Here is a 12,647-nt window from a genome sequence, read left to right on the forward strand (position 1 = left end):
TATAACAGCTGGCTTCCAGACGTGGAAGTCATGCCTGTAGAGGCTCCATGTCAAGTCGCCCTTTTGATAGAAATAGCAACGGAATAAACAAGCGGAAAGAGAATAGTGAGCGGTTTCTAAAGATGTCTACTTGACAGGGTGTAAGGCAGTCGGGTCAACCCGCGCCAAACCCAGTCCCGTCCGCGCCAAAGTCGGGTCAACCCGCGCCAAACCCAGTCCCGCCCGCGCCAAAGTCGGGTCAACCCGCGCCAAACCCAGTCCCGCCCGCGCCAAAGTCGGGTCAAACCGCGCCAAAGCCAGTCCCGTCCGCGCCAAAGTCGGGTCAACCCGCGCCAAACCCAGTCCCGTCCGCGCCAAAGTCGGGTCAACCCGCGCCAAACCCAGTCCCGCCACGCCAAACCTTTACAATATAAACAAAACAGCAAGAAAATGCCGATTCATAACGAAATCGACCAATTCTTTATTTCCCTCCGTGGCCAGATGAAGTAAGAAAGGGAAATCACATGATCAAGAGCTACAATAAGTGCCCATAACTTCAACAGTTGAAGTAGCGCTTCTGTTTTGTCAGCATTGCCTACGAAGTATATCCTCGCGAGTAGAAAAGCACCGCCGATTATAAATGCTAGCAAGTGTTGCAAGGAATTTTTCGTGGAATGGCGTGCATGGGCGTATCCTATTTTCTTCTCCGGTTTTGTGCCTTGTTTCTAGTATTGTTTTGTTTGATTTAACAGGGAGAAATATTCCACTAATGCTACTTCGACCATCCGCCTCAATATCAAAGAAAATACCCTTATTTTTTGCGAAATAAAATGTTTTCCAAAATATCACTTATTGTATTACTATCAATAACAGTTCTTAATATGGATTCCTTTTTAATATTTTCATACGTAGGTATATCATACGTTGGGATATTAATAACGCCTTTAAAACAATCACCTAAATATTGTTTCGTAACTGTTATATCAAAAGATTCATCCACTAAGTATATTTTTTCTACGTTTTTTAAAGCTTTAATAATTAAATTCTGTTCTTTATTCAAATCACCTTTAGCACGATACAAATTTGCCAATTCAAAATAATTACTGACATATGTACCATCATTCTTAATGGACTCTTCTAAGAAATGAAAATGTTGTTCTTCATTAATTTCATCACTCCAAGACTTCGCTAAATAGATAAGTGATTTCGAAAGTGGATCTATTTCTATATCTTTAAGTAAATTATCTAACAAGATTAATGTATCTGAGTTTACATATCCCCGATAGAAATACTGAAGCCACGACAAAAATATAACTGCTTCTTTGTTCGTTTTATCAAAAGTGAGAACTTCCTCCATACACTCCATACTTTTAATGAAGTCTACTTCTGGCTCTTCTAATACTACTGCAGCTAATTTAAAATATAATTCTAAATCAGTAGTATTTGTATTTAGTTTTTCAGTTATTTTTTTTTCTGACTTTAAAATCTTTTGGCTTTTTGTCAATATATCTGAAGTAAATATTTCCTTAAGTATTATATCCGTGTTATCCATAGAAACCCCTTAATTTAATCATTATTGTGGAGCTAAATATATTACATTTCCAAGCTCGCGTTTTGAGTGATCAGGAAAGGCATTAAACTGATACAATTCACCATTTTTAACATGAAATCTTATTTCTAAAAGTTTAGCATCTTTCCCATATATAGTTTTAATAGAGTTATCACCGTTTTTAACCAATCCAGCAGCATCAACTCGTCTAATGTCCTCAACAATATACTTGACTAACTTATCCATATTTCCATACTTCCCAAATCGATTTTTAGCATTAATATGTTTATTAACATCAACTTCTAATTTTCCATTACGAACATTTTTAATTGTTTTACCTTTACTTGTAACTTTAACAATATAATTCGTTCCGCTTTTTACAAGGGAAAAAAGAAGCCTAAATATGTTATATGGTTGAATTTCTGAACCCTCTTGATTTTCATGTATGTTCTCTTGATATGTAATAAAATTTTCCTCATAGGTCAAAACATCTGTCATATCTTTAAAATTCATAAAATCACTTTCAAGAAGCGACTCAACTAGTTCTAGCTGATTAAATGATTCTTCAGTTATTTCCTCTGACAAATTTTCACTTGCAAACGAATGAATAGGTATAACTGTAAAAAGTAAAATCATTGCCATAATACTACTAAAAATCTTTCTCGACAAACTCCCCACGCCTTCCTTATTTGGATTAAAATACTATAACTGGAATAATCATAACACCCGCACTTGTTTATTACAACAAAACCATATAATAACAAATAAAAAAAGAAGTAGACGAAGTCCCTTCTTTTTAAAACTAAAAAAGTTAAAAATTCTTGTGATTTTTCTCTACTCATCATTAATTCTTTATCAAAATAAAATCCATTTAAACCTATTCCTCTAATTCGATGAGTATAAATAGTTAATACCAAACCAATTATAGCCATAAGACCATAAATATTTAACACACCTCTTAAAGTTATTGATTCTCTCTTCTTTATCTTTCTTTTTGATTCATTTTGAATCAATTTTACCCCAACTACATGAAATATTTAACAATTGAATAAATTTCATAATTCCAGGCCCTTGTCCCCCAACGGTTTCAAGGCACCAAAAAAGAAGCACCTCCCCAAGTCTTGTATACTGGTAGTCGACTAAAACACCCAAAAGACTGGAGGTACTCCCTTTGACCATTATACGACAACAGAGCCTATTTGGCATCCAAGAATTATATGAGCTGGAACCTACCCAAAAATATGAAGAGATTGTAGCTGCCATTGATCTAGATTCCATCTTCTTTGAAATTAAGAAGAAATCCCGACTTGGTGCACCCACTGAATTGAATTATGGAGCGATGCTGGTGAGTGTATTTGCACGATATATCGAACGGATTCCGACCATCAAGGACTTGGTAAAACGCTTGAAACATGACCTGTCTTTCAAGCTGGATTGCGGCTTCAAGGTCTCGGATGCCATTCCTTCCGAAGCCTCTTACAGCAGCCTTCTGAACAAGTTAAGCGAAACAAACGTCTTGGAAAACGTACAGGAAACCATCATCCTGGAAGCCATCACAGAAGGGTTCATCCTAGATGATACCGTCGCGATTGACGCTACTCATTTCGAAGCACGTGACAAAGCACCAGCTAAGCGAGAAAAACCCAAAGCGACACCAAAGAAACGCGGTCGCAAGAAGAAGGAAGAACGCGAACAATGGCTAATCGAACAGACAAAACGGGAAGCGAACCTGTCGCTCTACGAAAAGAAAATTGAAGACCAGCTAGATGTTCTGCCGGATCGGCTACGTGCGGAAATTCCGAAAGATCCCGAGTGGGGGGCAAGAAAAATAGTGAAGGACGAAACGAATATTGGTTCGGCTATAAAGGACATTTAGCGGTAGGTGCATCCAGCCAATATATTCTTCAGTCTCTATTTTCTTCAGGGAACTTGAATGACGGAAAAGCCGCGATTCCGCTGTTAAAGGGAATTGAAGAACGGCTTCCGCTTCCTCATCTGACCTATCATATACTAGATGCCGGCTACGATTTTGAAGCCATTTACGAGCAGGTGTATCGAATGGGACACCGGTCCATCATTGCTTACAATAAACGCAATGAACCCGAGCCTGTTGGCTTTGACAAGCATTTCGCACCGACTTGTTTCCGTGAGCATTCGTACCGATACGACAGCTACGACACCAAATATAAAACGCTGAAATACACACGACCTCACGAATGTAAGGTGTGTCCACTCGCAAATGAAGGGATCTGCCAGAAAGTGTACAAGGTCAAAATCGACACGGATCTGCGGAGGTATTCGGCACCAGCCCGCGGTTCTCAGGCGTGGAAAAAGCTATTCAACCGCCGGACTTCAGTGGAACGCGTCAACGCTTATTTAAAAGAGTTTTTCCAACTAAACAATGTACGATACCGCACAGGAAAACGTGCAAATGTTCATTTCGACTTAGTAGTGCTGATTTACAACGCTTCTAAACTTGCGGCTGATCGAATTAACGCAAGGTTACAACTGCTTCAAGCTGCATGAATTCTGTTTTTTGAAATACAATACCCAAATTCTGTCCCTGTTTGTATTTTTAAAAAGAGCAATTATGAAATTGATTCAATTACTAATACAAAGTTAATCTCTCACATCTTTTTTATTTCATTTATCACTTATTATAAATTCTTTGTTGCTGATATATAAAAATAAAAGAAATTTCAATATTTTTTAATCCATGAGGAGTGATCATTTTGAGTATTCTAAGCGCAATTTACTTAGCTGTTGATGGGACGAAAACAGAAATATTGCTTAGTGATATCACAGCTACTATGTATGAAAATAAGTTAAAAAGGAATTTATATTGCCCTACTGAAAATTGCCCAGCTAGAATTATTTTTAGTGGGGGAAAAAAAGCACACTTTAGAACTTGGAGGCTGGATAAGCACTCAAGCGACTGTGAATTTCAGTTTGATAGGATTCCAGAGAATATAGGAGTAAATACAACGGGGACTATAAACGTAGAAATACCGCATAGTAGAAGACAAAAAGCTTTACAAGAAGCATTTAGAATCATGAACTTAAGTGAGGAAGATTTAAAGCCCCATCTTGGAAACTCACCAATAAAACCTAGAAATAAGAAAAGAACTATTACCATAGCAAAGAAGAATGTAACAGGGGCGCAGTTGGTTTTATTTGAAGGCGAAGAATATGATCATCAACTAGTGAAACCTCGAACTTATATTTGTAAGCGTTTTGTAGATGAAATAAAGGAAATGGATATTGGGAAAATTCGTTTGGTCATGGGATATGTGGTTGGTATTAGAAGTGTGGGAGTGGTCTCGGAAATACAAGTTGGACACAACAATCAATTGATTACGGCAGTTTTTGAAGAAGCCTTCATATCTGATAGGTTCAATTCTAGCTATGTAAATAAGTTTTGGTCCATTGAACGTTTGAGGAAAGAAACGGGTAGTATTCGGTTTACTGGAATAGGTGAAATCCGAAAAAATGCAGCAACAAAAAGAATGGAATTAGCCATCTATCGGGGATCAGATTTTAAAGTTGATAATATAGACATGTCTAATCTTGCTAGTCAGTTTACTATAAGAGATCTCAAAACGAAGTAAGTGTATCTATAGAAAATGGGAGGTACAATTGCGATAGTTGAAGAGTTTGCGACTATATTGCCAGTATAACTGATAAATATGCTGAAAACTTTTATCGTAGATTATACGAATCGAATGGCGGTCGCTTATTTGACATTTAGATTTTGAGAAAAGTGGTTACTATAACGTTATCAAACAGATGTATAGGGGAAAGAGTGTTTATAAGCAGTTCCAGCCCTGCAAATGGTAGCTAGGAAAGAAGTAGCTTGGTTAGATTATAAAGAACTTGAATTATTAAGTCCACACCCATTTTCATGTGATCACTAAAAAAGAAGTTGCAGCTCAAAACCATGAGCCGCAACTTCTTTTTTGCCTTCATTTCAAAAAAATAAAAAATAAATAACTGACCCCTGTATCCTTTCTCAAAAACCTCTCTATATAACTAGTAAAAGATGAACAGTCTAACTACGGACTGAACAGGGAGGACATACACATGAAACTATTACTCAATGAATCACCACTACAACTGCAGCGTACAGTTGCTGTCAAACTAGGATTGAATGAAGCTATATTCCTTCAACAATTACATTTCCGAACACGGATATCTAAAAATATTCGTGAAGGTCATAAGTGGGTGTACAACACGTATGAAAATTGGAGAAAAGAATTTCCTTTTTGGTCGGTCAATACGATTATCCGCATCATTAATAAGCTAGAGAAAGAAGGATATATTATTTCTGGCGCATTTAATAAAATGAAAATTGATAAGACGAAATGGTATCGGGTGAATTATGAACATGCAGACTTAGTAACTATGCAATCTGGGCAAACCAATCACTTAGATTGGGTAATGCATGATCAAGAAAATGTAGAGAACGATTTTACCAAAATGGGTAAAGCAATAACCAAAGAACTTAAGACAACTACAAAGAATAAAGATAGTGTCGAGAAGAATCTCGACGTTATCGCTTCAGTTATTGACTATTTAAATCTAAAGGTCAACAAACAGTTCAAGTGCCAGTCGAAAGCTGCGAGAAGTTTATTGAATGCGAGGATTGAGGAAGGTTATACGCTCGACGATTTTAAAGCCGTCATTGATAGTAAGACGGCGCAATGGCTCCATGACCCTCGTTTTCGTAAGTATTTACAACCATCGACGTTGTTTCATGCGACGAAGTTTGAGAATTATATGAATGAAGTGTTGTCTGATGTACCGATTGAAAAGCTTGTTGAAGTGAAAAGAGACGTGAAAGAAGTTAGTTATCAATCACCAATACTGATTTTCGGGGAAGGGGAAAGTGTAGATGGGCTATGAATTTGCTGAGAAAAGTTTATTAGGTTCGATGTTACGGGAGAATTATTTGATATTGGATAGTGGGTTGCGGACATCGTATTTTAGCATCCCTGTTCATCAAGAAATTTTTACTGCGATGCGTGAGTTAGCGCAAGCAGGAAAGTCAGTGGATTATATAACGATCCTTATTAGTAGAGAACCAAAGGATGTTGGGGGAGCTAATTATCTTAGTGGACTGCATCGTTTTGCTAATATGGCACGTTTCGATGAGTACAAGGAACTTATCATTGAGAAATGGAAAGAGCAAGAGAAGAAAAGTTTATTGCATCAAGCCATTCATCATGATTGGAGTATTGCGGATATTCAGCGTTCATTTGATAAGTTGGAAGGGTTGGAGACGAAGGCAGTCGATACGTCTATGACAGAGAATTTGATCAGACAGTATGAGCGACCATTCGAGCCACTAGTGGAACGTAAAGGCACACCGACTGGATTGACGGATTTGGATCATGTGTTGAATGGTTTTCAAGATAGTGAATATATCGTGATTGCTGGTCGTCCGTCCATGGGGAAGACAGATGCGCTTAATCATTTTGCGTTGCATGCGGGAAGTAACGGTCATTTGCCTATTGTTTTTTCACTTGAAATGAGTAAAGAGTCGATGACTAATCGTTTAATTGCGGCAACGGGGGAATATTGTCGCTTGCGCATGCGTGATCCATACCAATATTTTAGTGAGCAACAGAAAAGTTCTTGGGCTGCAACACTAGGTAAGTTAGATAACGCGAAAATTCATCTAGATGATCGAAGTGGTTTGAAAGTTAGTGAGATTAGAGCGGCCGCACGAACAATTATCAAAGCGAATCCGACAAAACGACCGATTATTTTCATCGACTATTTACAGATTATTCGTCCAGAAGGGCAACCAGCAAACCAAACACAGGCAATCGGTCAAATTAGTAGTGACTTAAAAAGCATGGCGAAAGAATTTAACTGTCCTGTTGTCGTTCTCTCGCAACTTTCACGAGCGGTGGAAACCCGCCAAGATAAGCGTCCGATCATGAGCGATTTACGTGATTCTGGAAATATTGAACAAGACGCAGACGTAGTGGCTTTTCTGTACCGCGAAGATTATTATAACGAGGAAGCAAAGCCGACGAATATGTTAGAAATACAAATTGCCAAGCATCGCAACGGTCCGACTGCATCCATCTGCGCACTGTATAGCAAAAATACGGGCAAGCTGTATGATTTTTCGAAAAGGAAAGTGAGCAGCTAAATGATTGCAACATGCTGTCCACCTTTTAACTTTAGTGACTATATAGTGGGCAAAAGGAGCGCGCGGATACTAGTTTCTACGTAAGTTCCGCGCAGGAAAGGTTGAATTCCGTGTAAGTCAGGCCAAGTTCCGTGCAAGCCGACACCTGCTAGTTAAGCAATCACGTTTTAGTACAGCCTGTTCACTAAGCTTCTCCAAATAAAAAGAAGCCGAGCGCCGGTTCTTTACCGGTTGCTAGGCTGTATTTCTATCCTTCATTAAACTATGAATTCTTGAATTGTGCATCACTTCACACATAAGAACCGCGTTATTATCGATTCTTTTTTATAAAACTCCTCTGAACTTACTGTCAATATTTAATTGATACTTTTTAAGTTTACGGTATAAAGTTGATCGTGCAATATTTAATTCCCTAGAAACAGCTGAAAGATTATAGTTTGTAGTTTCTAAGAGTTCACTTATTTTCTTCCTTTCTATGTTCTCCATTACTGATAAGTCATTGGTTTTTTTATCATTGATCAACGGGGAGTATTGAGTATTCAACAAATAATCGGGTAAATTATTTTTCTCAATGGCGGGAGTGTTGCTATAAATAACAGCATATTCAAGAACATTTCTTAACTCTCTAACATTACCAGGCCAATGATACGTTGAAAAAAGATCTACTGTTTCATTTGCCAAATAAAATGATGGAGGTTTGTTATGTTCATGTGCAAATTGTGCTAAAAATTGATTACTTAATAACCAAATATCTTCTTGCCGTTCGCGAAGAGGGGGAATGTTAACGGTTACAAGATTTAATCTGAAAAACAAATCTTCTCGGAAAAGGCCTTCTTTAATCATGGTGGGTATATCTTTGTTTGTTGCAGCGATGATTCTAACATCTATATCGATTGTTTTTGAAGAACCCAATTTTTCAATTTCTTTTTCTTGAAGGACTCTGAGTAAATGGACTTGTAAGTCTAATGGCATTTCGCCAATCTCATCCAAAAATAACGTCCCACCTTGTGCTTCTTCAAATTTACCCTTCTTACCTCCTTTAGTTCCACCAGTAAATGTCCCACTTTCGTAACCGAATAATTCACTTGCAATCAGTTCCTTTTGAACAGTCCCACAATTTAAAGCTATAAATGGCTTGTCCTTCCGTGGACTTTCTTGATGAATGTACTTGGCGAGAACTTCTTTTCCCGTCCCAGTTTCTCCAAGTAATAAAATAGGAACATTTACTTGAGATCCTTTTTGGCATTTTTGTAAAACACGTTTAAATAGAGTGGATTGCCCTATTACTGGCAGATCATGTGGAGCTGCATTTAAAGATGTAGTGCTTAAAGTATTCTTATGTGTATCTTGAAAAGTAATCATATATCCAACTTCTTGTCCTTTAAAGTAAAGGATTTCAATCTCATTCTCTTTTAACTCATTTTCTTCTGCGACATGCGAAAAAAGTGAAGGGTTTACAAACCTTCTATCTTGCTGTCCTACTTTATTAAATAAAGTATTGAAATACGTGTGTTCATTTACATCAGTCATTTTTTGTATGTTGAATATATTCATTAACTTATTATCGCAATTAATAACGACCAAATCTTTACTTAGGATGAGGATCAGGTCGTTTTTTCGTTCAAGCTTCTTTTGATAGTAGAATTCGACCAAGTAGTTGTGGCTTTCTTTTTGTAAATTATAAAGTTGTTGTTCTATTACTTGTGCAAGTGATACAGCAAAAGGAAGTGTGTGTGGTTGTCCATTATGCCAAAGTCCAGTGAAGTCGATTACACCAATCACTTTCTTTGTATAAGGCTGAAAAATAGGGGCTGAGGAACAAGTCATTGAATGAAACCCTTCACAAAAATGTTCAGCACCAAAAACTTGAATAGGTTTTTTAGTTATAAGACTAGTGCCTATCGCATTCGTGCCAGCAGCACTTTCGCTCCAATCCATTCCAACAGCAAAGTTCGTGTTTCTTGTTTGTTTAATGACATCAGATTCGCCTTTTAAATAAATCATTTTCCCTTCTTCGTCACTTAACGTAATCATATACCCCGTTCCGATTAACTTGTGAAAAATATTATCAATAATTGGTTTGGCAACTTGATAGAGTGCTGATTCTGTTAATAGTTCATCTAGTTCATTTCTTTTAATGGCTTCATTTGCTTGTGTTATTTGGGGATTTACTCCGACTATTTTGCACCGTTCCCAGGAATCCAAGACATCGTGACGAACTGCTGTCTTCAGATCTTCGTTTTTTCCTTTTGAAACAAATTCTTCCCAAAGTACTTGTGTCTCCTCCATCTTATTAAATAAATCATGGGTAGAAAAAATTGATAAAAACGGGTTTGGCAATTTTTTTCCTCCTTACATTATTTTAAATGGGGATTCTTTTGTGAGAATAACAGTGGCTAAATGGCAGTAACGGAGTGCATTTTGGGGGATTTTTCATAATGTATCAATAATACCCTAGCACTCCAATATTCACAATAGTTAGAAGGTTGTAACCTAAGAGTAGCTAGTTCATTTTCAATAAAAGGTACGGATATAGTTTTATGACGTAGCTACACCATATCGCTACATCCGTATCGCTACATGTGTAGCAAAACAATACAGTAGGAATATGAAAACATGAAATATTCAGTACTATCTGTCATGTTTAAAGGATTTTACTAGGTTTTGAATAGTTGGCACGAGTCTTGCAACTATAGTTTGTAAGTTACTCAAGAAGGGTGAACAAGTTTAAGGAATACGTTCTCTTGAATAACCAGAGTAAATAGTAATTGAAAACGAAGGGGGAGACTTTAAAATGGCAAAATCACAAATTTTAGCAATCGATGCCGGTGGAACAATGACAGACACATTCATTATTGATGAAAAAGGGGAATTCGTTGTTGGTAAAGCTCAAACGACTCCAAAAGATGAATCTATTGGACTTATGGAATCTGCAAAAGACGCTTTAACTTATTGGGATACGACAGTCGAGAAGGAGTTTCCTAGTTTGCTTGCAGGTGTTTATTCTGGAACAGCTATGCTTAATCGATTAGTTTCACGAGTCGGTCAACGAGTTGGTTTAGTTCTTAATAAGGGAATGGAAGATAATCATCGAATGGGTCGTGCGGTTCAATCCCATCTTGGTTATTCTTATGCTGATCGCATTCACATCAATACGCATCACTTTGATCCGCCACTTGTTCCAAGGAATTTAACTGTAGGTATAACTGAAAGAGTAGATATGCATGGGAATATGATCATTCCTATTTATGAAGATGAAATTAGACCTGCAATCCAACAGTTATTGGATCGGGATGTGGAAGCGATTGTCATTAGTTTCCTTCATTCATTTAAATACCCGGATCATGAACGGAAAGTTCGCGATATTGCGAAAGAGATGGTCAAAGAAGCAAAGAAAGATATTAAAGTATTTGCATCTGTTGATTATTATCCGGTACGAAAAGAATCGCATCGGACAAACACAACAATCGTAGAAGCGTATGCGGCTGAACCATCGCGTATATCTCTAGAACAAATAGGCACGAAGCTGAAGGAAGTTGGTTCTGATTTTGACTTGCGTATTATGGCTAGTCATGGTGGAACAATTAGTATACAGGCCAATGAATTAGCGAGAACGTGCGTATCTGGACCTATCGGCGGAATGGTTGGTGCCAAATATTTAGCAGAAAGCTTAGGGCTTCCTAACGTAGCATGCTCTGATATTGGCGGAACAAGCTTTGATGTTGGGCTTATTACCCAGGGTGAATTGGCCATTGATTCTAGTCCTGACATGGCTCGACTTGTACTTTCTTTACCGCTCGTTTCTATGGATACAACTGGTGCGGGAACAGGGAGTTACGTACGCGTGGACCCTAACTATGGAAATCTAACGTTAGGACCGGATAGTGCCGGAGCTCTTGTTGGTGTTTGTAATCCAGAAGGGGGAATTGAAACTGTCACGGTTTCTGACTGTCACGTTGTATTAGGTTTGATTAACCCTAATAACTTTATCGGTGGGAAAATAATCCTTTCTCCAGAAAAAGCTTATGAAGCTGTAAAAACTCAAATTGCTGACCCGCTTGGATTGAGTGTGGAAGATGCAGCGCTAGGTGTTACTGAACTTCTGGAAGCACAATTGGGCAACTATCTGGAATCAATGATCCTTGGAAAAGGATATTCACCAGCCCAATATGTTTGCTTCTCTTATGGAGGAGGGGGCCCGTTACACACAGCTGGTTATACGAAAGGCCTTGGCTTTGAAGATGTTCTCGTACCCGCTTGGGCGGCTGGGTTCTCAGCATTTGGATGTGGAGCAGCTGACTTTGAATATCGTTATGATAAGACGTTAGACCTTAACGTAGCGGAGAAAGAGGATTCTGAAGTCATTCTAAGTACAGGAAAGGAATTACAATCTGCGTGGGATGAATTGAAAGAGAAAGTAGCAGAGGAATTCGACAAAAACGATCACGCCGAAGACTCGGTTAGATTCCGCCTATTTTATCGTATGCAGTATCAAGGGCAGCTAAACGATTTGGAAATTGAGGCTCCATTTGAAAGGTTTAATGGGGTTGAAGATTGGGATGTTCTAGTTAAAACATTTGAAGAGACATATTCGCGCGTCTATGCTAAATCTGCATTATCACCTGAATTAGGCTACAGTGTCACAGGTGCAATTGTTCGTGGAATTGTTGAGGTAGCGAAACCTAAAATTCCAACAGAGCCTTTGTCTGGTAAGACTCCGCCTGCTGAAGCATTTTTAGGTAAACGTAAAGTGTATTGGACTGACGGCTGGATCGATGCAAATATTTATGAAATGGAAAAAATGAAAGCAGGTAACGTGGTTGGTGCATTCTCTATTTTAGAGTCAACTGCAACAACATTAGTAGTGCCTACTGGTTTTGAGGCATATCTCGATGAGAATCGTATCTTCCATCTTAAAGAACTTTAATTCAAAATAAAAGTAAAAAATAACAGGGAGGT

The 12,647-nt window shown here is 38.0% G+C and carries 8 protein-coding genes and 2 pseudogenes; 6 read left to right on the forward strand and 4 right to left on the reverse strand.

Translation table 11 applies throughout. The annotated features are described in order from the left end of the window. Window positions 1-790: 790 nt before the first annotated feature. From ORD22_RS12360 to ORD22_RS12370, 3 genes are read right to left on the reverse strand one after another with little or no spacing between them, the layout of a single operon-like run. A complete protein-coding gene (locus ORD22_RS12360; RefSeq protein ID WP_317646336.1) occupies window positions 791-1,531 on the reverse strand; it encodes a hypothetical protein in 741 nt (246 codons plus the stop codon). Window positions 1,532-1,552: 21 nt separating this feature from the next. Next, window positions 1,553-2,170, reverse strand: coding sequence for a hypothetical protein (locus ORD22_RS12365; RefSeq protein ID WP_317646338.1), 618 nt, complete (start codon window positions 2,168-2,170; stop codon window positions 1,553-1,555). After that, entirely contained in the window at window positions 2,161-2,541 is a 381-nt protein-coding gene (locus tag ORD22_RS12370; protein WP_317646340.1) for a hypothetical protein, read from the reverse strand. Before ORD22_RS12370 ends, ORD22_RS12365 begins: the two co-directional genes overlap by 10 nt. Window positions 2,542-2,699: 158 nt before the next feature. Here ORD22_RS12370 and ORD22_RS12375 point away from each other — a divergent pair. The 5 genes and pseudogenes from ORD22_RS12375 to ORD22_RS12390 all read left to right on the forward strand — a co-directional run bounded on the left by ORD22_RS12375 (window position 2,700) and on the right by ORD22_RS12390 (window position 7,688). Beyond that, window positions 2,700-4,054: pseudogene (locus tag ORD22_RS12375) on the forward strand (IS1182 family transposase). 206 nt (window positions 4,055-4,260) lie between these two features. Continuing rightward, window positions 4,261-5,136, forward strand: coding sequence for a hypothetical protein (locus ORD22_RS12380; RefSeq protein ID WP_317646341.1), 876 nt, complete (start codon window positions 4,261-4,263; stop codon window positions 5,134-5,136). Window positions 5,137-5,180: 44 nt separating this feature from the next. After that, window positions 5,181-5,276 (forward strand): annotated as a pseudogene (locus ORD22_RS15175) (hypothetical protein); the annotation flags it as partial. A 332-nt stretch (window positions 5,277-5,608) separates the two neighbouring features. Continuing rightward, complete coding sequence (locus ORD22_RS12385; RefSeq protein ID WP_317646342.1) at window positions 5,609-6,430, forward strand: conserved phage C-terminal domain-containing protein; 822 nt, start codon at window positions 5,609-5,611, stop codon at window positions 6,428-6,430. Next, a complete protein-coding gene (locus ORD22_RS12390; RefSeq protein WP_317646344.1) occupies window positions 6,420-7,688 on the forward strand; it encodes a replicative DNA helicase in 1,269 nt (422 codons plus the stop codon). Before ORD22_RS12385 ends, ORD22_RS12390 begins: the two co-directional genes overlap by 11 nt. 324 nt (window positions 7,689-8,012) lie before the next feature. Here the strand turns inward: ORD22_RS12390 and ORD22_RS12395 are convergent, their stop codons facing one another. Continuing rightward, window positions 8,013-10,028 (reverse strand): sigma-54-dependent Fis family transcriptional regulator, encoded by a 2,016-nt coding sequence (locus tag ORD22_RS12395; RefSeq protein WP_317646345.1) that lies wholly within the window; start codon window positions 10,026-10,028, stop codon window positions 8,013-8,015. A gap of 454 nt (window positions 10,029-10,482) precedes the next feature. Here ORD22_RS12395 and ORD22_RS12400 point away from each other — a divergent pair, with 454 nt between their 5' ends. Further along, on the forward strand, window positions 10,483-12,615 hold the full coding sequence (locus tag ORD22_RS12400; protein ID WP_317646346.1) for a hydantoinase/oxoprolinase family protein: 2,133 nt from the start codon (window positions 10,483-10,485) through the stop codon (window positions 12,613-12,615). The last annotated feature ends 32 nt before the right edge of the window (window positions 12,616-12,647 follow it).

It is taken from the genome of Sporosarcina sp. GW1-11 (assembly GCF_033088395.1).
Lineage (GTDB): Bacteria > Bacillota > Bacilli > Bacillales_A > Planococcaceae > Sporosarcina.

Bases quoted from the DNA above. Each gene is read 5' to 3' on its own strand.
- ORD22_RS12390 (WP_317646344.1), top strand. From the start codon at position 6,420: ATGGGCTATGAATTTGCTGAGAAAAGTTTATTAGGTTCGATGTTACGG.
- ORD22_RS12365 (WP_317646338.1), bottom strand. From the start codon at position 2,170: ATGGCAATGATTTTACTTTTTACAGTTATACCTATTCATTCGTTTGCA.
- ORD22_RS12385 (WP_317646342.1), top strand. From the start codon at position 5,609: ATGAAACTATTACTCAATGAATCACCACTACAACTGCAGCGTACAGTT.
- ORD22_RS12400 (WP_317646346.1), top strand. From the start codon at position 10,483: ATGGCAAAATCACAAATTTTAGCAATCGATGCCGGTGGAACAATGACA.
- ORD22_RS12360 (WP_317646336.1), bottom strand. From the start codon at position 1,531: ATGGATAACACGGATATAATACTTAAGGAAATATTTACTTCAGATATA.